A 25,522-nucleotide genomic window follows, 5' to 3' on the forward strand; every position below is an offset into this window, starting at 1 on the left:
TATGCTCGGGACAATGGCTCGAAATGACTCCGTTTTTTTCCATTGGTTTTGATTGGTTTAAAGTTATTGCCGACTTGATTCTTTTGACATAGAACATTAATATGTGACTCCTAAAACAGGAGGTCACTAATACATTCATTAGTCTAATGTAAAAGCATAGCTAATCTCTGGAAAGAAAATAAGGGGCGGGGATTTGAGTTCAAGATATTAATTGTCAATTAATTGGAATTGCGGAAAAACCTTAAAAAAACTAGGGTTTTTCTGCAATTTGCAATAAACCGTTGACAATTGTCAATTTTTAGGGTTAAAGGTTAAGGGTAAAGGGGGTAGCTTTTACTTTTCGTCTTTTTGTTCGTTTGCTTTTTCCTGAACGTTTTTAAACTCGATATCGTTGTCCACGATTCCTTGAAACGCTTTGATCCAGGCATTCTTAAAAATATTGGTCACAGTAGGCCAGATTTTGGTGTTCACATTGGTTAGGTCGCCTTCCAAGGGTACTTTGGTGGCGAGCGTGTTCTCCTTGTGGTTCTTGAGGATAAACTTGAAAAAGCCTACAAAACCTTCCCAGAGGGTTTCCAAAAAAGCATCTTCCTTGCCAATCAGCTTGGCATCCCTGATAATGGGTTTTATATAGCCCTGCAGGTATCCATCGGCGATGGCCATTTCGCTATAGAGGTTGAAAATACCTTGGTCAAAATCAAGGCCTGCATAGTGGTCTGTAAAATCGTTGAGGGCAGTGGCGTTTGCATTTTCCAAGGTCAGGGCCAAGTCCATGTCGGGAATTTGCTTTACCAAGTCCATCTGGCCTTCTAAATGGAGGCTTCCCCCACCAAAACTCACGGCATCGGCGGAGAGGTTGCTGGGCAGTCGGGCTTCTTGCCGTACCACATTGCGCAGGTTGGTAGCGTAGAGCTCCAAACTGTCCAAATGCAGGTCAATGTTGGGGTCGGCCGTTAATTGCACAAAGGCGACCTTGCCCCCGTGTATTTCCAGTTGGTTGATATCGATGGGCACCAAATCGGTAAGTGCCTTGCTCCAATCCTCAGCATCGGCTTCTTCGGGTGTTTCCTTTTGTTGGTCCTCGAATACATAGATGAGTTCAGGTCGTGTCATGTTGATTTCGCTCACTACTTTCCCTTTAAAAAGGGAACTCCACTCCACGGAAATATGGGTCCGCTCAAAATGAAGAAACGGAATCTGTGAACCTGCATTGACCTTGTTCAAATACAATTCATCGATAATGTAGGCTCCGGTGAGCAAAGAAAGGTCAATGTCCTCCACATGGCCGTAGTGGCCTGGAATATCCACCAATACCTTGTTCACATAGTTTTTTACGATATAGGGCAGGGCAATCCGTAGTCCTATCAACAACAAGAGTATGATCAGGGGTACGAGGTATCGCTTACGTTTGTATATTTTCTTCTTTGTCATGGATCAGTCCCGTTTTTTACCACCTCCCGTCATGGTGTCGACCAAACCTTCTTTCAAGTTGACCCATAAATAGTTGAAAAAGGATTTGTCCTGGTTTCGACCCACTTTGAAGTCGCCGTGCCGGAAGCCGTCCTCATCTGTTTTCTCCCCGTTTTTGGTAAACAGGTTCACTACGGCCGTTAGGATTTTATTGACGCCCAAACCGTCTTTTTTGAGCACGGTAAATTCAAAGTCGTCGTATTTCATTTTTATATCGCCCTGCGATTCCAGCTCGTTCCCGTTGATGGTAAAATACATTTGCTGCATGGTGCCCTCGACCTCGGCATTGAGGTTGGTCTTTAAAAACGGGTTGATGCTTTCGGACTGGAAATTGGACAGTGAGCCTTTTGCCAAAAAGGTGTTGGCCTTGTTTTGGGGGTCAAAGCTCCAATCCAGGGTAAAGGGTCCATTGTCCATCAATTTAGCATTGATTTCCGCCGATACTTCGCCCTTACCTTTGGTATGCAGGTTGTTGATGCTGGCCTCGATATCTGAAAAAGTGAGGTTTTCGGGGTCCACATCGGCTTCCAAGCGTTCCCGATAGGTAATGAGTCCCTCCGAAATCTGAATGGAGTCTACCTGAAGGTCCATATCCAGCTCACGAAGTGCCTGATTGTAGAGCTTTTTGTGCGTGGTGTCGTCGGGCAATAGTTTGTCGCGGTACACATGGAAAATAGGTGTCCGTAATTCGAGTTCGCCCAAGTGGAAATAGGGTAGTTCGTTCCCAAAACCAAAATCCCAGTTGTTCAGTATGATGTGGTCAATGGTAAGGTCGTAATGGTCGTGCTCCACGGCCAATCTTCGGGAAAGTTCCGCTTTACTGTATTTGGTGCGCAGCACAAATTGTTGGAACTCGCCCGTATCAGGATTCAATTGCAGGCGCTCAAACTCGATGAACTCCAAAGGACTCATGTTGTAATGGCCTTTGTCGGTATTGAGTTCATATTCATCGTAGGTAAAAGGAATGCTTTCTTGAGCCGTCTCTTTATCAAATTTGATATTGGATAGGGTAAAATCGATGCCCTCTATTGTGGCTGTACTGTCGGATGTGGTGTTCAGCATAATGAAACGTCCGTCTTGGATGCTGAAGTTTTTGACGATATATGTGTTGGACGGAGATTTTTTTTCCTTTTTGGAAGTAGTGTCTTTTTCGGTTTGATGATAGATGACCTCTGGCGCTTCAAGTAGAAGCTCATTGATGGTAATATCCCCATTTTGAAGCAGGGGAATGTAGTTGAGACCGGAAACGGTCACGGATTTTGCCTCAAAATCGATGTTTTCCTCCGAATTATTGGCACTGACATCGCTAAGGCTGATTTTCCCCATAAGCACATTCGTACTTACATTACCATAGGTAAGGTTAAGTGAAGCGGGTACTTTCTCTTGAAGAGCTGTCTCCACTTTGTTGGTAAATATGATTTGGGCCACAACAGCAATCAAAATCAGCGCAAGGATGATTCCGACCGTGATTTTAATGTAGCGTGAAGCGTTTTGTTGTGGCATAAGGGTGTTAATGGTGTGTTTAGTGCGTATGGGAGTAGTGGATTAGTCTTCGTCTTCCAAAAAGACCATGACCTCCGAAGGGGTATCAATTTGAACGGCTTTATCTCCATTGATCAGGATGGGCTGGGTAACTACCTTGGGGTTGTTTTCCAATACTTTGAGCCAATCGTTATCGCTATGCAACTCTGGATTTTTACCATATTGATTAATGAATTCCGGGTGCTCGGTATTTATGAGTTCCTTAATGGGTTTGCCCAATAGCTTGGCCAATTCTGCCCATTGGGTTGCGGTTACCTTAACCTCGTCCAAGTTTACGTCCAATACCTTTTTATTGGAGGATTTGAGGTAGGCCAAGGTTTGCATGCCTTTATTGGTTTCTGCGTTGTAGAAAAGTTTGATTTCGCGTTTGTTTGTTGCTATTACTCCCATGTCGTCCTTCATTAAAAAATCTTTTACCATAAAATAACGTATTTATGATAGTTTGGCTTGACGCAATCCATTTTTTTAGTGTCGTGAACGGGAATCATTAAAAAAGCGGGACCAATGGCCCCGCTCCTCACACAAACTAACTCAAACCGAACCACTCAGGTTGATGGGATAACAAAAGGCATGGTGGGTCGAGTATTGAGCATCTGAATAAATGAATCGTTATAAGCGTTCGTAGGTAAACTGATAGTGTCCTCTTTCACCTTCGGTGCTGGTAAAATCCGTAAAATCGAATTTGTAGTAGTTGCCATCTACATCTTTTAGCACGTAGTACACATCTTCGTTGACCACACCGCCAAAGGCATCTCTCCAGCCACTGCCTACAACAGCTCTGTTGTCGAACACAAATGCGGATTCGTCCACATCGGACATGGTAAAGTTGGCATAGGTAGGAACATCACCTTCTATGGTTACTTGGTAAAGCCCCGTTCCGCCCAAGGTGTTGTGCAATACGTAATCGGAATAGGTAAGACCTGCAACCAAGCCGCCCGAGTCTCCATAATAAGAGAACACGCCGCTCAAGTTGATATCCCACTGCTCTTTGGTTGGTTCTACGCTTACGGTTTCGCCATTGGTCATACTAAAAGCGGTAAGGTTATAAGCGGCATCCTTGGCAACAGTCACTTCATTGTACGAGTCGGTTTCGGCCAAATCCGCATATTGAACAGTGTAGCTGTTTCCATCGCTCAATACTCTGACTTTAAAAAAGCCTCTTTGGTCGCCTGTGGTTGCGATGCTACCTACTTCCGCTGGTTCTGTTGGGATTTCGTATCCCAGACTAACAATGTACACGTAATTTTCCTCTGCAGTGGTGGGTACTTCAGAAAAAGCAGTTCCTTCCAAAGTACCTTCGGCATTGTCGGTAAAGGAGATGCCTTCTTCCAAATTTCCGTACTGATAATAGCCTACGGGCAAGCCTTCCAAAAGTTCGGATACAGTGCTCACATTTACGGCTTCGGGCTGGAACATGGCATTCAAGCCGGTCAATTCCATGGGTTCTGGAAGGTCGCTGCTCTCGGTAATACTGAGCAAGTCGGTTACTCCGGTAATCTCAACTGCCGATACCGATAGGGCAGGGTTCAGGAACACACGGTTTTCTGTTCCATTATAGAATGCAATTTCCCAAGTGTCCCGTTGCACAGCAGTCTGGGTTGCAGAGCTGAAATCAAAATACACTTGATTAGGGATATTAGACCCCCCATTTTCGGTATCGATTACACCATTGGTTGCGGCAATAGGGGTAAAGCTTACTAAAGTGGATGCTGTGGCCCCTTGTGACCAGTCCGTATTATCCAACCCATCAATGGAAAAACTCACGGATTTAGTGGAGCCTTCGATGGCATTGGTCAATTTGTTAAAGGTAAACGAGGCACTTTGGTCTCCTTCGGCTATGTTAACGGCTATGGTTCCCGATGCTCCATCGGGTGTTGTGGTAAAATCCGTTCCATATTCGGCATTGGTCCCTGTATAAGCTATCGAAATGGTTCCCGCTTCCGATGCAGGTCTTGAAAAGTTCAGCTGTACTTCTACGGCACTGTCTTCCTCGTTCGTGCTTACGGTCTCACTATTGAAGTTTACCGTGAAGTCTATCAGGTCTTGGCCTTCATCGTCGCTACAGGAGCTAATGATGAGCAAGAGTACGATTGCTTTTAAAATGATTGTTTTTCTCATTGGTTTTAATTGAAATTTAGATTGTACAATAGTTTTAGGTAATACGATCTTCCATTGCCGAACAAACGGCTCGGTGAGCTGCCACTTCCATGGGCTCCCGTAGGAGTAGTCGAGGCATTTACCCGTACAATGTCGAAGATGTTTCGTGCGCCTAGCGTAAGGCTTAAATCTTTGGTAATATGGGTCCGTGCCGAGGCATCCATCCAAGTAAAATCATCGGTCTGGCCTACTACGGCGCCATCTGTTCCGCTCTGCACAATCTGGGTTCTTCCCGTGTATTTGAGTTGGGCCGATAGGGTGGTGTTGATGGAAGGGAACGTATAGCTCAAGGCTGATTGTAGATTGAAACTCCATAGATAATCACTGTTGTCATCCACAGATTCATCCACCGTGGTGGAAGAACCCAAATAGGTCATCCCCAAGGAAGCCTGCCAGCGGTTCATGATGAGCGAGTTCTCTAAAGAGAAACCAAGGATTCTGGAGCGGTCTACATTATCAAAAGTGAACAGGTTACGGTCTTGCTCGTCGACATCGATTACGGAAGCTATTTTTCCATCAATATCGAAATAGTAGGATTTGAGGGCGGTTTTGAGCATACTTGCGTCGGACAGCCTGAATTTTTCTTCCACATTCAAGAAAAGTGAGATGCCATCTTCGGGCTCTAGGTTGGGATTCCCCTGAACATTATGGTTCGAGTCCACAAAGTAGAAGAACAATTCCTCAAAATTGGGCGCCCTAAAGGCTGAACCGAACACACCTTTGATTTTAAAGGTATTGCTGATGTCGTAGGTAGAGGAGAGGGACCAAATCAACTTGTTTCCGAATTGGGAGTTGTTGGTAAATCGCGCTCCTGGAAAAATGGAGAACCTATCGGTAAGGTTGAAGTCAGCCACCCCGAAGAAATCGTAGTTTTCCAAAGTGTTTTCCACGACATCGCTGGAATATTCGCCTGTGGCAATGGCATCAAAACCTGTTTGATGGTTGAACTCGTACCCCAACTGAAGGTTGAAGAAGTTCGAAGTTGGAACCATATTGCTCACAAAGCCTTTGGAATACCAAATTTCACTGGATTGACTTAAATCGTCAGAGACCACGGATTCAATTCCCTGTTGGAGAATATTGTAGACATACTGTTTATAATAGCGCTTCTGGGTTTGATGGGACAGGGACAAGTTGTACACCGTAGACCCTTTGATGGGACCTGTAATGTTAAGGTTGTTCATAAGGCGCTCCGTGTCAAAATTCTCGTCCAAGGCTGTTGGGTTGACCATGCCCGTATTACTGTCCAGCCTACCGTTCACATAATGATTGTACACCGGTACGGATTCATCGTAATATTGGATTTTGTAAAAGATGTTGTGTTTGCCCAGCGACGTATTCAGGTTTCCATAAGCGGTCAACTGCTCCTTCGGATTCCATTCCATGCCCCTAAGACTGTCGTTTACCACGGCATTATCCTGAATGTTCACATAGTTTTTTCCACGGTAGCCATAAAAAAAACCAGCATTGTCGTTTCGGGAACCCCCGATGGCAATACTGGTCTTATCACTCAATTGATGGCTGATTTTTGCATTTTGGATGTGTCGGCCTTCATCAAAAAGGGCATATTCGCTGCCTATAGTTTCTTCTTGTACGGATAACTGCAGTTGCCATTTGTGGTTGTTGTCCAATCCGCGCTTGGTCACAATATTAATGACGCCGGCCACGGCATTGTCTCCATACAGCACGCCCATGGAACCTTCCACGATTTCAATCCGTTCCACATCCTCCAAATTTATTTGGGTAATGTCAATGTTGTTGCCCATCCCGTTGTCGCTGGCCATGGGTATGCCGTCGATAAGCACTTTTACGTACTGTCCGTCCAATCCGAACATACTAATGGTAGAACGACCTGTGGATGGGTCCGGGGTAACGGTTATGTTTAGGTTGTAGTTGAGAATGTCGGCCAAATTGTTCCCTGCTACCTTGGCTATGTCCTTTTGGTCCAACACGCCGACGGCGAACAATTTTTTGCTGAGGGACATCACTTTGCTCTCGCCGGTCAGTACCACTTCGTCCAATTGTTGCATGGACAATGAGTCTTTTTCAGTGGTTTTTGATTCTTGGGCAAATCCACATAAGGATAAAATTAAGGTTAAATATAGGAGGTTGGTATTTTTATTTAGACTCATTCTACTTAAATTTGGTGACAAATATATATTTTATTTTTATTCAATCTAAATAAGTTTAGTATTTTTGACCAGGACTTTTTTTAAAACAATCTAACAGAAACCGATATGAAGAAATCTATTTTACCCTTACTGTTTGTGGCTTTGGCAACTACTGGTGCAACATCACAAGAAAAAAAAGAATTGGACCGCGAGGCTATTTTGGACATGTGCGGATGCTACGAAGTCAGTTTTGAATACACGGAGACATTTGCTCCAGAGATTGATTACGAGAAACATTTGGACTATACATCAAAGGCATTGGAACTTGCATTGCCTATTGAAGACAAGGACAATAAAATTTCGTTGCAGCACTTGTTGGTACTTAACGATACCATGGTCATCAAACACTGGAGACAGGATTGGTTGTATGAAAACCAGAAGATATTCCATTACGACAAGGACAATAATTGGGTGTTTACCGAGCTTCCTGCAGACGAGGTTAAGGGACAATGGACACAAAAAGTGTATCAGGTGGACGACAGCCCACGATATGCCGGTTCTTCTACTTGGGTGCATTATGATGGAAAGCATTACTGGGAAAATCAAAGTGATTCCCCTCTACCGCGAAGAGAGTATTCCAAAAGGAGCGATTACAATGTGATGAGCCGTGGAAATAGACAAGAAATTACATCCACGGGTTGGGTGCATGAGCAGGACAATGATAAAATCATTCGTAAAGATGGCCAGGAAGATGTTTTGTTGGCCCAAGAGAAAGGGTACAATACCTATGTTAAGGTTGCCGATGAACGCTGCAAAGCTGCCAAGGATTGGTGGAAGAAGAACAAAGACTTTTGGGCAACGGCTAGGGATGCCTGGGATGAGGTCTATGACCGCGAAGGGGATTTGACGCTTGCCAAGCAGGTCGATGGCCAACCCTTATTCTTGCATTTTTATGGGTTGGAGAAGAAAGACGCCAACAAGGCAGATATTTTGGAGACCATCAACAAATTTGTAACTGACAAAACCACATCACATGTTGAAGGGCAGTAAGCTTCAATTTTTTAGTTGGGCCGTGATGGTTTCTACCTTGTTGCTGTTTGGATTCAAGGTTGACAAGATATCGGATAGGCTTCAGGAAAAAATCAATAGTGCTATTCAGGGGACGTATGAGGTAGAGGAGTTCTCCATGGACTTGCTAGCGGTATCCTCTGATTTGAACGGACAAACACCTTCGGAATTGGGAGGGGAAAACCTGTTCGAGATTACTGCTGAGGGGGAAAGATTGGGCTATGTTTATGTGGGCGTTGCCCCTAGTTTAAAGAAAACCTTTGATTATGTGGTTTTGCTCAATCCAGACCTGAGCGTGAAAAAATCCAAGATATTGATTTATCGTGAAGACCATGGGCGCCAAGTGGGAAGCCAGCGCTGGTTGAAACAATTTATCGGAAGGAAATCTGGAGAGAAGTTGGTTTACGGTGTAGATATCGACGGGATATCCGGGGCTACGGTTTCTGCAAAATCCATGACCCTTGCGGTAAGCAACGTTTTGGAAAGTATTCAAGTTTTAAAAGATGCCAATCTATTTTAACTAAGTGTTTTCGATTCATTAGTCAGAAAGGGCCATTCTTTACAGGATGGCTTTTTCGTTTTCTGGTAGTGGCTAAACTTGTTCGGCAAGATACAGATAGCACATACCCGAAAGTATGGCCAGGCCAAAACTCAATAGGGTACCGATAAGGACATATTCGGTCAGTTTACGGTTTTTCCCCTTGTTGAGGTCCCCGAATCGGAACACGGACTTGGCTGCGATCAACAGACCTATGGCTGCCCATTGCTGCATCAGAATAAACCCAAATACGAATAGCCGTTCCAACATGCCGATATAGGTTCCTGCATTTTTGAGGGAACCGCCTTCGCTGGAGGCATCGTCCTTGGCAACTTCATCAATATATGGGGCCAACAACATGCGCATTACAATACCCGATACGTAGGTAACAAATATTAAAAAAGTAATCAGCAGCAAGGTTTTTGTGGTGGACAAGGCGCCGAAATCCAATGGGAAGGGTTGTATCCAGTACAGTACACCACCGAGAACCAAAAGATGCAATACTTGATCCCCGACAAACAGCCAGCGATAGTTCTTTGAATTGCTCAGGGATAATTTACCCAAATCGATAAGAAAGTGGGTCACTACAATGACCGCAATGGGCAGTATGTATTCAAATTGCAGTATGATCAAGAGCGCCAATAGATGTACCCCGATATGAAAGTACAGGTACTTGGACCGTCCCTTTTTTGCCAGTTTGTCCTCGACCCAATGCGCTGGTTGGAGTACGAAGTCTCCAATAAAGTGGGCGAGTATGAGTTTTAGGGCCAAAAGCATCATAATTGTGCGAGTTGAGCCTTGTAAAAATGGATCATTTTTTTGACTTCGTCAAATCCTGCCTTGTTCAATTCTTCGCTAATGTTCCCTTGTGATTTATTGAGGATCGATGCCAGTTCTTTTTGATTCATTTCTGGATTGTCCATGGTACACTGTACAGTTCTGGAGATTGCGGGGGTCCAGTCGTCCATGGTCAAGAGGGCCAATTCCAGCAGTAGATTGATTTGCTCATCGAACTTCTCGCTAGGGGTCCTAATGCCCAGGTTTTGTTTTTTGAGATTCTCAAAACGTTCACCGGAGTTTACAAAAGCAGGACCGTTGGACTCGGTGATTTTGGGAGCGTCGTGATTTTTTTCGCCCAATCCAATAGCTATCCGAACATCCAAGTGACGAATTTGTTTGATGCTCGCTTTGATGTAGATGGCAGCTTCCAATGCGTTTTCTGGCTTGGTTTGCAGTTGAAAACTATCACCACGATAAATTTCCCAATCCTTGGGTTCCTTGCCGTATTTGGCCAATGAATCCTTTAATAGTGGCAACCATTTATTGGCCTTGTGTTCCGAGGAGTTTTTGATGTCCCCTGTGAGTATGGCTATCATGACAATGACTTTTAATAAAATCTGTTAATTAACAGATAATCAAATATATCTGTAAAAAAGCAGATAATCAAATATATCTGTAAAAAAGCAGATAATTTTAATTGTCATTAAAATAAAGGATAAAAAAAGAAACCGCGACCATGGCTGGCGCGGCTTCTTAAATCAACAAAAAACACTATCCTCTTCTCCCTCTCTCCTGCATTTTTTTCTTGCCATGATGCTTGGATTTTCTGCTGTTGGAGAATTTTTTCCAAGTTTCATACTGATTTTCATCCAGTATGTTCCTCATTTTTTCCTGCATTGCGATTTGACGGTCCAAACGTGCGTTTTCCATTTCATATCGCTCTTCGGATGTCGGCCTTTCCCATTCGCCGCTATCCTTCAATGCTTTGATTTCGTCCCATTTCTCTTTTCTGAACTTGGCATTTTCCAATTGGATGTCGTAAATCTTATTCTGCTGTGCCTCGGTCAAATCCAACGCCAAGGTCATTCGTTTTGTTTGCAATGTGGCCATTTCTTCAACGCTCATGTCCATGTTGGGACCTTTGCGCATTCTTTGGCCATCGTTTCTTTGGGCGGTCATGCCAATACTGATCAGCATAACCATTACTACTGCTATTCGCTTCATAACGTTTTAATTTTAATGATTTGTTCTTTGGACATGAATAGCATCCAAAGGTTTAACCATCGCAACATGGTTTATGAAGCTTTTAACAGTAAAAGGATGTTTTAGGAAAAATTATTTGATTTCTTCTTCCAAATCGTCTTCTATGGAATCATCGGCATAACTGTCGGCATCCTCGAAATGGGTTTCGACGTAGTTTTGCGAATTGAGTTGATTTTGGAATTCGTCGTGTTGATCTATCAAATAATATGATACTGAAGCAGCCACGAAACAGGAAAAGTAGATTAAGCTTTTTGTTTTGTAGTTCATGATGTGAGATTTGGGATTACTAAAGTAATCATTCCGAATGGGAATCTCACTGATATGTTGTGAAACGGCTTTGTTTAGATGTGTAGATAAAAAAAAACAAGGTGTGATCGATGAATGTATCGGTCACACCTTGTCATATATTACTTTTCTTAAAAAGAAGGCCTATTTGGCGGGTTCCAATATAAGGTCTATGCGTTCTAGGGCATCTTGCAAATGGTAACGGCTCATGGTGTCCGAAATCCTAGCAAGACCGCTTCTGATGTCTCTTTTTAAGTTATTCAGTTCAGCACGTGCCACCGAACGGATATCCGATTGGCTTGTATTGATAGGTGTTGATTTTCTGTAACCTCCAAAATCTGGTTGCTTTCTTTGACTGTCTGCGGTCATCAAATACCCCAAACGGTCAATATGCGCTTTTTGAAGATTTCTTCGGTAGGTATCGATGGTTCTACCACTTCGGGTCTCCGACCAGATTCCTCTTCGAAGGTCTCGCATCATTTCCACTAATCCGTAAGCTTCATCACCATTCAGTGTCTCGTTTTCAATGATTCTAGCCAATTTGCCCAATTGTAGCATGGTGTTCAAATAGCTTTCTTGTGTGGCACGGATACGCTCTATGGAACCGGAATATTCAATTTTATTGAAAATGTTTTGGTCTATCAACCATTCTGGGGTTTCAAACAGTTGTTCCTGCATGAATTCCATGGCATCTTTTTGGTGTTCCTTGTTTACGTAGGTATACACGGCACCTTCTTGATCAGCGGTTTTATGGTATTCGTAAACACCTCCAATGTTGTTGGATACATGTCCCATATATCTGCGGAACTGTGATACCACATGCCCGTACATGGTTTCCAGATCATCATAGTTTTCACCGTCTTCCGTAGTCCATTCGATTAATTTGGGAACGATACGCTTTAGGTTTTCGATACCGTACAAGCTGGCTTTGATGGCATCATCCCCCAAATCCTCGGTCTGTGAGCTTGGGTCGTGAATGTCTCCCACTTGCTGATGACCAAAGCGGTACATGGGGTCTCCTGCGTGCTCCAAAATCCAATCGTTTAGAATGGGTTTTTCTTCTTTGGCTGTTTTGTCCAAAATAGGTTTGTATCCCCATTTAATGGCGTATTTGTCGTAAACGCCGATGTTTGGCATCAAAGCGACACCTTCGTCCCCTGGTTGAGCCACATAGTTGAAACGGGCATAATCCATAATGGACGGTGCTGTTCCGTACTTTTGGGTAAAACTAGCTGAGCGCAAAGAATCCACAGGGTAGGCAACGCTGCTTCCCATATTGTGAGGAAGTCCTAGGGTGTGACCTACTTCGTGGGAGGATACAAAACGTATCAAGCGCCCCATGATTTCTTCCTTGAACTCGGTTTTTTGGGCTTCGGGGTTTATGGCTGCGGTTTGTACAAAGAACCAACCGCGTAGCAAGCTCATTACATTGTGGTACCAGTTGATATCAGACTCCAAAATTTCACCACTTCTTGGGTCACTTACGTGGGGTCCGTTGGCATTGGGTATGGGAGAGGCCAAATAACGAACTACAGAATATCTCACATCTTCAGGAGACCATTCGGGGTCTTCCTCGGGAGAGGGAGGGTCTTTTGCGATAATGGCATTTTTGAAACCAGCAGCTTCAAAAGCCACTTGCCAATCCTCGATACCTTGTTTAATATAAGGTACCCATTCCTCCGGTGTGGCACGATCTACATAATATACAATTGGTTTCTTGGGTTCCACCAATTCGCCTGCTTTGTATTTTTCGATGTCCTCGTCCTTAACCTCCAATCTCCAACGATCTAGATAGGTAACGGTTTTACTTTCTTGTGCATCCAATCCGTAATCCACTTGTCCTCTGGCGAACCATCCGACACGCTCATCAAAATAGCGACGTTTCATTGGTTCTTTGGGTAATAGAATCATGGAATTGTTGATTTCCAACGAAATGGAGCCCAAACTGGAATTACTAGGAGGCTCACTGGACAAATATGTTTTAACGTGGCGAGCTTCTATGTTCAAAGGATAACTTTTGATGGATTCGATATAGCTACGGTCCCCGTCCATCCTTGAAACTTTGTATCTTTTTCGGTATCCATTGGGAAAACCAAGAGCTTTTACATCATCTGTGAACAGCGGGTCTATTTCGATTACCGTGGCTGGGTTCAAGGAATCTTTTTTGTTGATGGCCTTGATATCGAAAGAAAACAGTACGGGCTCAAAATTGGAGTTGACAACCGCTTCGTGCACAGGAAGGGAATCAGCCGCTACATTTTCATAGGAGGCTACCCGCACCAATACTTTTTTATCTTTTTTCTCCCAACGCAGCACTTGGGTGTTGATTTTTCCGCCACCAAAACCAATGCCCGTGGCAGTTTTGGAGATACGGCTTACCATGAGCATTTCACGATTGAACAGGGAATCCGGAATCTCGTAGTAATGTTTGTCATCGACGGTATGAACACTGAAGAGCCCTTCGTCGGTTTTTGCTTCCTTGGTAATAACCTTATCATAAGGTTTTATATCGCCAGGTTTGGACTTGTCGTCCTTTTTTTGTTCGGTTTCTTTCTTTTTCTTTTTGAAAAGTTGTGCTTCCGCTGATTGGAAGGCACCCAATAAAATAATGACTAAAAGTAGTCGAGGTAGTAAATTTTTGATCATTATAAGTCAGTTTGAGTAACTAAGAAGATTCAAAGAACCTAAAATTCAATAAGATTAACTGTTAAATAAATATTAACAACGTTTTTTTTAACGGAATGCATCAACCTTTGGGAGTCCTGCGTTTTACTGATGGTTTGGAGTGAATCGCCCCGTATAGCTGGGCTCAACGGGTCTTTCTTTTTCGTAAAAAAATCCTAAAGACTGTAACGTTTTGTGTTTTGGATAGTCTTATAGGCATAACATCAATCACAAAATTCAATCAAAAAATGAACAAGTTATTATTAATTTATGGAAGTGTATTATTAAGTAGTACAGCCATAGCAAACGACCAACAAAATACCAAGGTTGTCCAGGTTCAATCCGAGACACCGGGTAGTTTAGAAAACAGTTTAACCACACTTAACATAGGTGCAGAGTTAAACAATTCAACTTCGGAGGTGGAATATGCATCATATGAGTTGAATTTGAACGAAATAGTGTATTTGGAAGAAGAACCTGAAGTGGATTTGGGTTTTGATACCGCCGATTATCTGCCAGAAGGCTTTGATCCGTTTAAAAGCTATTTTGATTTGAATTCCATCATATACCTCGAAAACAAAGTTGAACCCGCATTAGGTTTTGATACTCAAAAGTACTTGCCGGATAATTTTGATCCTTACACGGATGTGGTGGATGTACATTCCATCAATTACATGGAGGATGAGGATATGGACCTGGGTTTTGATACCAAGGATTACTTGCCAGCGGATTTTTCCCCTTACGAGGCGTATGTAGATTTAAAATCAATCACGTACATGGAGAATGAGCCTGAGCTGGTATTGGGAATCAACAGCAAATATTTGTTGCCAGCGGATTTCAACCCATATACTGATGTAATTGCAGTTTCTTCCATCAACTACATGGAAAACGAAGAAATAGATTTGGGTTTTGATACATCCAAGTATCTCCCAGAAAATTTTGATCCCTACAAAAGGGTCAACTAGTAGGATGTTTTAGTTATCATTTTACAAATTTTTGAGTTAGTTAGTAAAAGCCCTCTTCTGAGGGCTTTTTTGTTTGTTAAGAAAAACCTATAAACAGCTGGTTAACAAAAAAATAACATAGAGGCTGGACTCGCAAAAATTTTTAGAAAAACGCGTTTGACCGTATCATTTATTCAGTTATTTACCCGTTTTGATATGGTTTTCGTATCGTTTTGATAAAAGCTTTGAAAAACGAATTGTCTTTATGGGCCAAACCTATCGTTAACAAAAAACTAATTACAATAATATTCACAAAAAAGGGTTATAAGTTTGTACCTAACAAAGAGTTACGTCTCGCTTGCACAAAAGCAAGTAGCGTTAGTTAAGTTAGTTTCTTACATTTTTTTGAGTTAGTTAGTTTGTGAAAATGCCCTTCCGCTAGGAGGGGCATTTTTGGTTTAGAACAGTAGTGGAATCACAAACTGAAATACCAAAATGAGCAAAGCAACCGCAATCAGGTTTAAAATGACGCCAACGCGTGCCATTTGCGGAATCTTTACATAGCCGCTAGCAAATACAATGGCATTGGGAGGTGTGGCCATGGGAAGCATAAAGGCACAGCTACTGGCAATGGTCACAGGAATCAATAAATGCAGTAGAGGGATGTCGAGACCAATAGCGATACCGGCAACTACAGGTGCCAATACGGCCACCAGCGCAACGTTGCTCATCAGCTCGGTCATAAATAGCATAAGAAAAATCAATAAGGTCGCAGTGAACAATATACTGATTTCACTTTGCGCAATCCCGTTTGCCACTAAATCCACGATTCCGCTTGTGGACATGCCCTGTGCCAGTGCAAGTCCCCCGCCAAACAACACTAATATACCCCAGGCCAGTTTCGAAGTGTCTTTCCAGGTAATAATAAAGTCTCCTTTTTTTATGTTGTATGGAATGGCGAAAAGGGCAACGGCCGCGAAAATACTGATCATGGTATCCGTTAGGCCCAGATTTGGAAATATATTGTTGATCAAGGTCCTGAAAATCCAAAGGAACACAGTAACCGCAAAAATGACAAGCACCATTTTTTCCTTACCCGAAGTGGGTCCCAATTTTTCCAGCTCCACCTGAATTACCTCTTTTGAGGCACTGAACTTTAGGTCTTTGTTCGGGAACATCCATTTAACGAGCACTAAATAACAAATGCCTATCATAATGATAGAAAACGGTAAACCGATGGTCATCCATTTTAAAAAGGAGATTTCGGTGTTGTATTCATTTTCCAGTAAACCTATCAAAACGGAGTTTGGAGGTGTGCCGATTACAGTGGCTATTCCCCCGGCATTGGCACTAAATGCGATACCCAGCATAACACACAGTGCAAAGTTTTCATCGCTCTTGGTAAATCCATCTTCGTCATTGATCAATAAATTGATCACGGAAATGGCTATGGGCAACATGACCACGGTACTGGCTGTATTGCTGATCCACATGCTCAATGTGGCTGTAGCGATCATAAAGCCCAAGATTACTTTGTTGGGAGTGGTTCCGGTTAGCTTGATAATGTTCAATGCGATTCTACGGTGCAGATTTACCTTTTCCAGAGCCAAGGCCATTACAAAGCCTCCAAAAAACAGGAAAACGATAGGACTACCATAGTTGGCGCCAACTTCGGCAATGGGCAAAATTTTTAAAATGGGAAGCAAAAGTAAGGGGAGGAGCGCTGTTACAGATATGGAGACCGCTTCGGTAATCCACCAAATCAACATCCAAGCCGCAACGGAGATTACAGGATCTCCTTTTTCGGATACCATTTCAAATGGCAACAGGTTCAGTATAAGGAAGACAACCGGTCCGAGGACCAGCCCAATTTTTTTGCTTAGTTCCATTGGGGTTCTAAGCTAGGATTTTTTGTTAAAAGATAAAAATAAAGAAGCCCCATCACGGGGCTTCAGTATCAAATAGTTGAAAAGTGATGGGTGCGTTGGATTACCCTGTATACTTTACCAAAAGGTCGTTTTCCGTTTTCTCTACTTTAATCAGGCCATGTTTGGTAAGCCCCTTCGTGCTTTTGTCCCATTTTTTGTTGCTCAAACCTGCTTTTTCCTTTAAGTCTGGCAACGACATCTCACCTTGTGGTTTTAGAATGTCCAAAATGATTTTTTCCTCTTCGGTAAGTTCCACCTGCTTTTTCTCGGGTCGCATTTGCGGGAAGAACAGCACCTCTTGGATGGATGAATTATTGGTCATCAACATGACCAAGCGGTCGATACCAATACCGATTCCCGAAGTAGGGGGCATTCCGTATTCCAAAGCACGCAAGAAGTCCTGATCGATGAACATGGCTTCGTCATCTCCTTTTTCTGAAAGTTTCAGTTGGTCTTCAAAACGCTCACGTTGGTCAATGGGGTCGTTGAGCTCGGAGTAGGCATTGGCCAATTCCTTGCCGTTTACCATCAATTCAAAACGCTCAGTAAGTCTCGGGTTGGTTCTGTGTTCTTTGGTCAACGGACTCATTTCCTTAGGGTAATCGATAATAAACGTTGGCTGGATGTAATGGTGCTCACATTTTTCGCCAAAAATCTCATCGATCAATTTACCGATGCCCATGGTCTCATCCACTTCAATGTCCAATTTCTGGGCCACTTCGCGAAGCTTTTTTTCATCCATTCCGGCAACATCGTATCCCGTATGGATTTTAATGGCTTCCAAAATGGGGATCCTTGGGTAAGGAGCTTTGAATTCAATTTCGTGATCGCCCACTTTTACCTTGGAACTGCCTGTGGCATCAATGGCCACTTTTTCCAATAGTTTTTCGGTGGTGTCCATCATCCAGTTGTAGTCCTTGTAGGCTACGTAGAGTTCCATTACGGTAAACTCCGGATTGTGGGTACGGTCCATGCCTTCGTTACGGAAATCCTTGGCAAATTCGTACACGCCGTCAAATCCACCAACAATCAGTCTTTTTAGATACAATTCGTTGGCGATTCGCAGGTACAAAGGCACATTCAATGCATTGTGGTGCGTTAAAAACGGACGTGCGGCCGCTCCACCTGGAATGGGTTGTAGAATCGGGGTCTCCACTTCCAAATATCCCTTTTGGTTGTAGAATTCCCGTATACTGTTGGTAATTTTTGTTCTTTTGATGAAGGTGTCCTTCACATGAGGGTTCACCACCAAATCCACATATCGCTGGCGGTATCTCAACTCTGGGTCGTTAAAGGCGTCATACACTTTACCTTCGTCATCTACTTTTGGTAGCGGCAATGGTTTTAAACTCTTGCTCAACAGTGAGAAGTTTTTTACCATAACGGTTTTTTCGCCTACTTGAGTGGTGAAAAGCTCTCCCTCTATGCCAATGATGTCCCCGATGTCCAGCAATTTTTTGTACACATCGTTGTAGAGGGTTTTATCATCGCCGGGACAGATCTCATCACGGTTAAAGTAGACCTGAATGCGTCCTTCGCTGTCCTGAAGTTCGGCAAAAGAGGCCTTTCCTTGAATTCTTCGTGACATCAATCTACCGGAAATCACTACTTTTTTTCCTTCTTCAAAATCATTCTTGATGCTCTTTGAAGTGGCATCAACAGGATATAATGCTGCTGGATATGGGTTGATGCCCATTTCCCTGAGTTTGGTCAATTTTTCCCTTCGAACGATCTCTTGTTCCGATAGTTGCATAGTCTGTAAAAAATTTAAAGCGCAAAATTACACTTTTGCGCTTTAAATCCTCGTCTTGTCCAAACTTAATATGCATAATTGGGTACATAGTCCTTTTGAAAAACAATTTGAGCGATGTCCTCTTCCAAAGTTTCCAAAGGACTTTCCACAATTCGGTTGATCTCTTCGCCATCTTTAAAAAAGATAATGGTAGGCACTTTGATAATGTTCAATCCCTTTTCTTCGTTTGTGGGACTTGTTTTGTAATGTCCCTTGCGATAATCCAAAGCAATGATTTCCAATTGATTCATGGGAAAATCCGCAGCTTCCAATATTTTGATCAATTTGGGGCTTTCCCGCTTACTGTCCCCGCACCAGGTTCCCAAGAACAGTTTAATGTTGTATGCTGAAAGTTTTTCTTTGAACAGGGCAACCATGGATTCGTCCGGATGGTAGCTCTCGTATCTATTTTGGAACCAGTTCCCGTAGGGTTGGGATTGTAAGCCATCTAAATTGATTTGACCTACTAACAACTGCAAGCCATTTTCGGTAGTGATTTCCTTGTTGAATTGTTGTGCCGATGCACCGATGATGCAAAGCAAGAATAATAATGTGAATACTCGTTTCATGATTTTACGTGATTTATGGTTTGATGGCCAAATTCACTAAAATCAATGGCTGAATCGATTTTGAAGCGTTGGAAATCGGTACTAGACCGGGGGTTGAATTTTACTTTTTGAAACGGAGTGCCATCTCTTCGCGGGAGGTAATACCTAACTTTTTATACAAATTGTTGATGTGTGTTTTTATGGTGCTGACACTCACAAAAAGCTCTGAGGCAATCTCTTTGTTCGTCTTGTTTTCCAGCATCAGGTTGACGATTTTTTGCTCTTGGGGAGTAAGTTTTTCAAGTAATTGTGAGCTGCTGTCTTTTTTCCTTTTGCCAAGAAAGAAAAGCACATTGCCCAATAGCGATACCGCCAAAAGTGCAATGATCGTACGGTTCCATTTACTGGATTTAGGCCTGTTGAAACTCGCCAATTCCTTGTCTGTGGTTATTTCAGCTTGGTATTGCTGTGTAAATGATGCTTCGGGATAATCGATGGCCAATCGTTCAGAGAGGCTTTCGTAGTAGTCGTTCTTGGTAAGGTCTTCCAAGTAAAATTGAAAGGTTTCGTTCCTTTTGTCGGACAAGAAATCATAGATGTAAAGTTCTGCCAAAGGTTCATTGGTGTCTTTTCCAAAACCATGCAAGTTTGTGAACCACTTGTCCAGATTCAATTTTTTGTTGGCCTCACTGGGATAATCGGCAAAATCATAAGCCATATGCTCTTTTAGTCCGTCAATTTCCAATAATAGACCTGATTTTGGGTTGGTGGAGTTAATGGTACATAGCGATTGGTCTTCGAAAGAGGTGGGGAACTCCAAGGTGTCCATGTTGTTTGCGATAAAGAGCACATTTTTGCTGTTGTTGCATTGTCCTAAAAAATGATTGCTCCCTGTATTGTCTGAACAGCCATCCAAATGGATGCGATAAATGCGATTTTGCCCACTTAGATTATTACCTTCAAAGGAAAAATGGCCCAGAGAGTCCACTTCCGTTTTCTGAACAATTTGATCTAAATAAACCCGAGAGGATTTCCGATAGTCTTCCACCAAGGATAAGTAAATGGCATTGCCCGCATTTTCTTGGGAAACTTGCCCTGAAATATGGTATTGTCCAAGGAGGACATTCGAGTTGATAACGAGTAAGATAAGGACGAAAAACCGCATTTTTTACCGGATTCTGGTTAAAAATAGTGGTTTTCTGTAACAAAACGGACATTTTAACTACCTATAAGTATCATCAATCAAATCATATCATCAATGAGTTTCTGGAGAGTTTTATTGGCCATATTGTTCCCCCCTTTGTCCGTAATTGGTAAGGGCTGTGGTTCTATTCTTATCGTTTTTTTATTGACCCTTTGTGGGTGGGTGCCTGGCGTAATCGCTGCTTTGGTCATCTTGAACAACCCCAATTAGATGAGGCTAATCTTCACGCTCCCAGATTAAGGTGGTTTGGGAAGCATCAAATGTGCGCAAGATCAATTCCGTGCTGGTGAGCTTTAAAATTTCGTAGTCGGGATTCATGGAAAAACCGGTATCCCCAGAAATGGAAATGCCCGTTGGGTTGGATTGAAATGTATAGGTCACTGTTTTAAGGCCACTGGAGCTGCAGTTCGATTCATACCACTCCGTTAAAATATCTTCCTCATTTAAAAACTCTATAAAGGAAAACAGTTGACAGTCTTCCAAATTGACTTCGGTCCCATTGGTGGTTGCATTGGTCAAATACCATTTGCCGACGAGCAATTCTTCTGGGGAAAGCTCAGGTCCGGGATTGTTGTCATCGGAACTACAGGAGGCCAAAAACAGGATAAAGAAAACGAAAAGGAGTTTTGATTCTTTCATGAGGTTGGTGTTTGATTTGTAGTCTGTTAGTGAGTCAATATAACGCAAAAAAGCGGTTTTTATGATGATGTTCGGACCATTCATCCAAAATAAGCTTGTCGCATTGTGGATATGTGCCGATTATGGTACTTTTGATGCTGTTACCTACTGTAATTAAAATTGAAACACACTAAACCATAAGCACTACATCATGAAAAAATTACAATTTGCATTCATTGCTGCAATTATCTTTTTGGCCGCTTCCTGTAATTTTACCGAAGAGATCCATTTGGAAGGAGATGGTTCTGGAAAACTCTCTATCAATTTTGACGGTTCCGAGATGATGGATATGGCGGGAGACGAATTGGCAAAGACCAACGAAAAGCCTATCGATTCCATAATTTCCTTCAAGGATTTTTTAGAGGAGAAAAAGGATAGTATTGCCCAACTGCCAAAGGAGGAACAGGAAAAGTTGAAAAAGTTGGAGCCCTTTAACATGCGCATGGTAATGGACCCGGAACAAAAGGTGATGAAGTTTGATCTGTTCAGCGAGTTTAAAAATGTAAGCGAGGTAAACGATGCCTTCGGGGCTTTCCAAGATGCCAGTTCCATAGGAAATAACTCCAACCCGCAACAAGGTCAAATGAAACCCGCCGAACAGCCGACGGAGGTGATCTATTCCTTCAATAAAAATAAATTTACCCGTACCGCCAAAATCGTAGATCAAGAGTTGTTCGAACAACAGTTGGACAGCCTGCAAGGTGCTGAAATGTTTCTTTCCGGGTCAACCTATACACTCAAATATCATTTCCCTAAAAAGATAAAATCCACGACTGCCGAGGAAGCGACTTTTAGCCAAGATGGTAAAACTTTGATTTACGAGGTCAACTTTTTGGATTTGATGAAAGACCCATCGGTATTGGATTTGGAGGTGGAGCTCGAGAAATAGTTTTCCAGTATAGAGCTTCGTATCTTTGTGGCATGAACAAGAAAGTTGCCCTACAGGATTTAGGATTCAAGGATTACAAGGAAACTTGGGACTACCAAGAAGCTCTTTTCAAGGATATTGTGGACACCAAGGTACGGAATCGAAGGGAAGATGCCGGCCTTGAGACCCCCAATCATTTTTTGTTTGTGGAACACCCGCATGTATACACCTTGGGCAAGAGTGGTGACATCAACAACTTGTTGGTAGATGAAAAGAAACTGGCCGAAAAAGGAGCCACGTTCTACAAAATCAACCGTGGGGGCGATATTACTTATCACGGTCCTGGGCAGGTAGTGGGCTATCCTATTCTGGATTTGGATAATTTCTTCACGGATATTCACAAATACCTTCGTTTTTTAGAGGAAATGGTCATCCAGACCTTGGCCGACTACGGTCTAAAAGGCCAACGCTCCGAAGGGGAAACCGGGGTTTGGCTGGATGTGGGCACTACTTTTGCCCGCAAAATATGCGCTATGGGGGTACGGGCCAGTCGTTGGGTAACTATGCACGGTTTTGCACTTAACGTTAATACCGACTTAGGCTATTTTGACATGATGGTTCCTTGTGGTATCAAGGACAAAGCGGTGACTTCTTTGAATGTGGAATTGGGTCAGAAGGAAGTGGATATGCAGGAAGTAAAGGCAAAACTGCTCCAACATTTCACTACCCTTTTTAAGGCGGAGTTGGTTAAAGGAGGGGCAGGGGTTTAAAATTTATTTTTTACCTTTTAACATGTGTAAACTAGGTTCAGATGGAATTTCTGTTGCGAAATTGAATTTATGTTTACCGTTTTCAGCCATGACACTGTTAACAAATTCAACACACTATGAAACAATTTCTCTTTGCTATTGCCTTGATGGGCATCCTAATATCCTGTAAGAACAAGGGCGAAAACAAAAATGATACGAATGAGTCAATAACAACGGAGAACAATACCGTTGAACTAGTCGAAACCAACTATGTTCCCATTGACTCTGACGAAGCTTTGATCGCAGCATCTTTAATGGCCGCCCCAGCGGAAAGCCGAGATGGGTGCAAGGTGATTGGCTATAATATGGCAGGTAATTTCATGACACTCAGGGAAGGGGATAACGAATTCATTGTACTAGCCGATAATCCACAACAATCCGGATTTAATGCGGCCTGTTATCACAAAAGTTTAGAGCCTTTTATGGCCAGAGGTCGAGAACTACGGGCCGAAGGTAAAACAGGTCCAGAGATTTTTGATATTCGGGAGGAAGAAGCCAAATCTGGCCAACTCGACATGGGGAAACCAGGGGCGACCTTGCATATTTATTATGGAGAAAGTAATCAATACAATCCTGAAACCCATGAAGTTGAAGGAGCTCATTATAGGTATGTAGTGTATTTGCCATTTGCCACAGCGGAATCCACAGGGCTTCCTGAAAAGCCGATGGGCTCAAACCATCCATGGATTATGGACCCCGGAACGCATAAGGCCCATATCATGATATCTCCTTTAAGAAAGGAATAAGGATAATAAAAAAACCGAGGCTCAGACCTCGGTTTTCTGTTTTTACAAAGTAAATTGATTATTTGCTGTATTGGGTCAAGACCATGCTGCCCATCAATTTGCCGTTTTTGTTATAGGACTCTTGTTTTACCATACCCACACCTTCGGCTAGCCAAGTACGTGATGGAAAGGTTTTGTTGGCCATCATCATTTTTGTTTTGGTCTCACTGTAAATCACATAACAATCAAAAGTGCCTGCGGGCGTAGTCACACTTTCCTGCTTTTCTACTTTGCGGTTGATGGTCTCTACATTGGTGTTCATGTTGATGGCTCCGCCCATTTTCATTTTAAGCTCCATATTGGCATCAGGCAGTTCTTGTCCCACAGATAGGCTGTTGGGCAATTCCACATCGGTTCCGGAAATATCCATCTCCACATCGCCCATTTGACTTAGCATTTGCTCGTTCATCAAAGATTTAAAATCGATTTTGACCACATTGCCATCGCACGCTATCTCGTAGTCCGAAGCATAGGTGTTCCCTTTTTTGTCCACCATTTCCATCATCATGGTGGCGCTTACATTGTCGCCACTGGTTTCCACATTGGTAACATTGTAGTTGATTTGTCCATCTTCCCTGCCTTTTCTGTCATAGTTGGTATACTGTAAACTGGCACCGTCCTCTAAGGGGTAGTAAGTGCTGCAAGTGGATTGTGCCTGTGATATGGGTGCCGCGAATACGGCAAGCAGTAATAATAGAAAATATCTTTTCATGTTTTGGTATGTTATTTTTTAATGAATTCAACCCTACGGTTCTGTGCTTTGCCCTGCGCGGTACCATTGTCGGCAACAGGTTCCGTTTCTCCTTTTCCTTCGGAGCTCAATCGGTCGGCAGAAATGCCATAAACGGATACCAGTGCATTTTTAACGGCCTCCGCTCGGTTTTTGGAAAGTGTGGTGTTGCTTTCATCCGTACCGTCGGAATCAGTATGCCCAACGATATTGAGACTAATGGAACTATCTTGGTTCAGCACTTGCGAAATTTGACGGATAATACCCATGGATTGCGGTAAAATATCGGCTGATCCTGAGTTGAAGAGGATGCCATTCGTGGAAATCCTCCCTTCGGACATGAGTTTTCTACGAAGATCAACGCCTCCTTCAGCAACTTTTAAATTGCTGATGAGTACCTGCTCCTGTCTTTTTTGCTTGTCAATACCTTTCACATAGAATTTGATGTGGTTGATCAATTCCGGTTTCACAATAAATTGTGGTAGGTCCACAACTTTAACTTCGTTTAGCCAGAGACGGTATCTGTTTTGGTTAACGGCGATGGATACATGTACCACATCTTTGTAAATTTCCCTGAAATCTTGCTGTAAGGTGTTGGCTATAGGGGCTGAATCGGCTCTGAATTCATTTTCCACACGAACTCCGATAGGAATATATTGGCAAAAATTTAGGTTGGCCTTCACATGGTTTTCGTTTGTGGTCAACCCATTGGTTTCTGAAAGGTAAATGCCGAAGATGGCACCTGATCCTGTGTTGCGTGTCAAGTTGGTGACCTTTAGGTCGAATTCCATGGTAAAATCTTCAGGAAGTGAGGTTCCCAAATTGGGAATGGTTAGACTTCTATTGGCTATGGAATACCATTTACCGGGAATGGTTCCAAGGGTAACCACTTCTCCCGAACCGTTGGTATTCCATTTTGAGGGAAAGTCGCCCATGAAATCATCGTTGAAGTCATCGAAAAAAATAGGCTTATCCCCCGGAACATAATCAAATTTGCTATAGACTTCTATCGTCTTGGGTCCTGTGGAAGCGGGTCCGGTGGATGCACTGTTTTCCCCAGTATTACCATTGGTGTTGCCATTCCCTTGATTGTTTCCAGGGGCTTGTTTGGCTCCAGACCCAGGTTCTAAAATGCTATCCAGTGCTTGATCTGTTTTTTTGGAAGTTTCTCTTTCTACGCGTCGTTCTACCGTGCGTTCGGCCGCTTTTTCAGCTTTCTTGGCCAATTTTTTAAAAAATTGGGCCTCTCCACTGGTACCCATCAATAGGGCAAAGCACAAACAGTAGAATAGTTTGTTCGAGGTTTTCATTTAATAGTGTTTTTAGTTTGTTGATAAAGCAATTCTGCTCAAACTACT

At 42.9% G+C, this 25,522-nt stretch carries 24 protein-coding genes; 7 read left to right on the top strand and 17 right to left on the bottom strand.

Going from position 1 to position 25,522, the window contains the following annotated elements; all coding sequences use genetic code 11:
• Positions 1-333: 333 nt before the first annotated feature.
• From EO132_RS08865 to EO132_RS08885, 5 genes are all read right to left on the bottom strand, one after another.
• On the bottom strand, positions 334-1,431 hold the full coding sequence (locus tag EO132_RS08865; RefSeq protein ID WP_127137519.1) for a DUF748 domain-containing protein: 1,098 nt from the start codon (positions 1,429-1,431) through the stop codon (positions 334-336).
• 3 nt (positions 1,432-1,434) lie between these two features.
• Entirely contained in the window at positions 1,435-2,973 is a 1,539-nt protein-coding gene (locus EO132_RS08870; RefSeq protein ID WP_127137520.1) for an AsmA family protein, read from the bottom strand.
• 42 nt (positions 2,974-3,015) lie between these two features.
• On the bottom strand, positions 3,016-3,432 hold the full coding sequence (locus EO132_RS08875; protein WP_235856419.1) for an arsenate reductase family protein: 417 nt from the start codon (positions 3,430-3,432) through the stop codon (positions 3,016-3,018).
• A 189-nt stretch (positions 3,433-3,621) separates the two neighbouring features.
• A complete protein-coding gene (locus EO132_RS08880; RefSeq protein ID WP_127137521.1) occupies positions 3,622-5,130 on the bottom strand; it encodes an HmuY family protein in 1,509 nt (502 codons plus the stop codon).
• Positions 5,131-5,135: 5 nt separating this feature from the next.
• A complete protein-coding gene (locus EO132_RS08885) occupies positions 5,136-7,301 on the bottom strand; it encodes a TonB-dependent receptor plug domain-containing protein (protein WP_127137522.1) in 2,166 nt (721 codons plus the stop codon).
• 105 nt (positions 7,302-7,406) lie between these two features.
• Between EO132_RS08885 and EO132_RS08890 the strand changes: the two genes are divergently transcribed.
• Together EO132_RS08890 and EO132_RS08895 are read left to right on the top strand one after the other, a co-directional pair.
• Positions 7,407-8,330 carry a DUF6607 family protein gene (locus EO132_RS08890; RefSeq protein WP_127137523.1) on the top strand — a complete coding sequence of 308 codons (924 nt, stop codon included), beginning with the start codon at positions 7,407-7,409 and terminating at the stop codon, positions 8,328-8,330.
• A complete protein-coding gene (locus EO132_RS08895) occupies positions 8,314-8,868 on the top strand; it encodes an FMN-binding protein (RefSeq protein ID WP_127137524.1) in 555 nt (184 codons plus the stop codon). Before EO132_RS08890 ends, EO132_RS08895 begins: the two co-directional genes overlap by 17 nt.
• Positions 8,869-8,940: 72 nt before the next feature.
• On the opposite strand, the gene EO132_RS08900 is transcribed toward EO132_RS08895, so the two are convergent.
• The 5 genes from EO132_RS08900 to EO132_RS08920 form a co-directional block, all read right to left on the bottom strand.
• Positions 8,941-9,666, bottom strand: coding sequence for a DUF3307 domain-containing protein (locus tag EO132_RS08900; RefSeq protein ID WP_127137525.1), 726 nt, complete (start codon positions 9,664-9,666; stop codon positions 8,941-8,943).
• Positions 9,663-10,262 carry a transcriptional regulator gene (locus tag EO132_RS08905; RefSeq protein ID WP_127137526.1) on the bottom strand — a complete coding sequence of 200 codons (600 nt, stop codon included), beginning with the start codon at positions 10,260-10,262 and terminating at the stop codon, positions 9,663-9,665. Before EO132_RS08905 ends, EO132_RS08900 begins: the two co-directional genes overlap by 4 nt.
• 175 nt (positions 10,263-10,437) lie before the next feature.
• Positions 10,438-10,890, bottom strand: a complete 453-nt coding sequence (locus EO132_RS08910) for a hypothetical protein (protein ID WP_127137527.1) — start codon at positions 10,888-10,890, stop codon at positions 10,438-10,440.
• A gap of 111 nt (positions 10,891-11,001) precedes the next feature.
• A complete protein-coding gene (locus EO132_RS08915; RefSeq protein WP_127137528.1) occupies positions 11,002-11,196 on the bottom strand; it encodes a hypothetical protein in 195 nt (64 codons plus the stop codon).
• 162 nt (positions 11,197-11,358) lie between these two features.
• Positions 11,359-13,860, bottom strand: coding sequence for a zinc-dependent metalloprotease (locus tag EO132_RS08920; protein ID WP_127137529.1), 2,502 nt, complete (start codon positions 13,858-13,860; stop codon positions 11,359-11,361).
• A gap of 266 nt (positions 13,861-14,126) precedes the next feature.
• Here EO132_RS08920 and EO132_RS08925 point away from each other — a divergent pair, with 266 nt between their 5' ends.
• Positions 14,127-14,843: a hypothetical protein gene (locus tag EO132_RS08925; RefSeq protein ID WP_127137530.1), complete on the top strand. Its 717-nt coding sequence runs from the start codon at positions 14,127-14,129 to the stop codon at positions 14,841-14,843.
• Between the two features lie 437 nt (positions 14,844-15,280).
• Here the strand turns inward: EO132_RS08925 and EO132_RS08930 are convergent, their stop codons facing one another.
• From EO132_RS08930 to EO132_RS08945, 4 genes are all read right to left on the bottom strand, one after another.
• Positions 15,281-16,711 (bottom strand): SLC13 family permease, encoded by a 1,431-nt coding sequence (locus tag EO132_RS08930; protein WP_127137531.1) that lies wholly within the window; start codon positions 16,709-16,711, stop codon positions 15,281-15,283.
• 100 nt (positions 16,712-16,811) lie between these two features.
• A complete protein-coding gene (gene lysS, locus EO132_RS08935) occupies positions 16,812-18,503 on the bottom strand; it encodes a lysine--tRNA ligase (RefSeq protein ID WP_127137532.1) in 1,692 nt (563 codons plus the stop codon).
• 65 nt (positions 18,504-18,568) lie between these two features.
• A complete protein-coding gene (locus EO132_RS08940) occupies positions 18,569-19,111 on the bottom strand; it encodes a thioredoxin family protein (RefSeq protein ID WP_127137533.1) in 543 nt (180 codons plus the stop codon).
• 100 nt (positions 19,112-19,211) lie between these two features.
• Positions 19,212-20,255: a response regulator transcription factor gene (locus tag EO132_RS08945; RefSeq protein ID WP_127137534.1), complete on the bottom strand. Its 1,044-nt coding sequence runs from the start codon at positions 20,253-20,255 to the stop codon at positions 19,212-19,214.
• Between the two features lie 93 nt (positions 20,256-20,348).
• Here EO132_RS08945 and EO132_RS08950 point away from each other — a divergent pair, with 93 nt between their 5' ends.
• Positions 20,349-20,504, top strand: a complete 156-nt coding sequence (locus EO132_RS08950; RefSeq protein WP_090291467.1) for a YqaE/Pmp3 family membrane protein — start codon at positions 20,349-20,351, stop codon at positions 20,502-20,504.
• Between the two features lie 6 nt (positions 20,505-20,510).
• Here EO132_RS08950 and EO132_RS08955 read toward each other — a convergent pair whose 3' ends face one another.
• Entirely contained in the window at positions 20,511-20,933 is a 423-nt protein-coding gene (locus tag EO132_RS08955) for a lipocalin-like domain-containing protein (protein WP_164732307.1), read from the bottom strand.
• Between the two features lie 190 nt (positions 20,934-21,123).
• Here EO132_RS08955 and EO132_RS08960 point away from each other — a divergent pair, with 190 nt between their 5' ends.
• From EO132_RS08960 to EO132_RS08970, 3 genes are all read left to right on the top strand, one after another.
• On the top strand, positions 21,124-21,861 hold the full coding sequence (locus tag EO132_RS08960; RefSeq protein WP_127137536.1) for a hypothetical protein: 738 nt from the start codon (positions 21,124-21,126) through the stop codon (positions 21,859-21,861).
• A 32-nt stretch (positions 21,862-21,893) separates the two neighbouring features.
• Positions 21,894-22,610 (top strand): lipoyl(octanoyl) transferase LipB, encoded by a 717-nt coding sequence (lipB, locus tag EO132_RS08965; RefSeq protein WP_127137537.1) that lies wholly within the window; start codon positions 21,894-21,896, stop codon positions 22,608-22,610.
• Positions 22,611-22,726: 116 nt separating this feature from the next.
• Entirely contained in the window at positions 22,727-23,395 is a 669-nt protein-coding gene (locus EO132_RS08970; RefSeq protein WP_127137538.1) for a hypothetical protein, read from the top strand.
• Positions 23,396-23,453: 58 nt separating this feature from the next.
• Here the strand turns inward: EO132_RS08970 and EO132_RS08975 are convergent, their stop codons facing one another.
• Together EO132_RS08975 and EO132_RS08980 are read right to left on the bottom strand one after the other, a co-directional pair.
• Positions 23,454-24,146, bottom strand: coding sequence for a TapB family protein (locus EO132_RS08975; protein WP_127137539.1), 693 nt, complete (start codon positions 24,144-24,146; stop codon positions 23,454-23,456).
• Positions 24,147-24,157: 11 nt separating this feature from the next.
• Positions 24,158-25,474, bottom strand: a complete 1,317-nt coding sequence (locus tag EO132_RS08980) for an OmpA family protein (protein ID WP_127137540.1) — start codon at positions 25,472-25,474, stop codon at positions 24,158-24,160.
• Positions 25,475-25,522 lie beyond the last annotated feature (48 nt).

It is taken from the genome of Flagellimonas oceanensis (genome assembly GCF_003992595.1).
GTDB lineage: Bacteria > Bacteroidota > Bacteroidia > Flavobacteriales > Flavobacteriaceae > Flagellimonas > Flagellimonas oceanensis.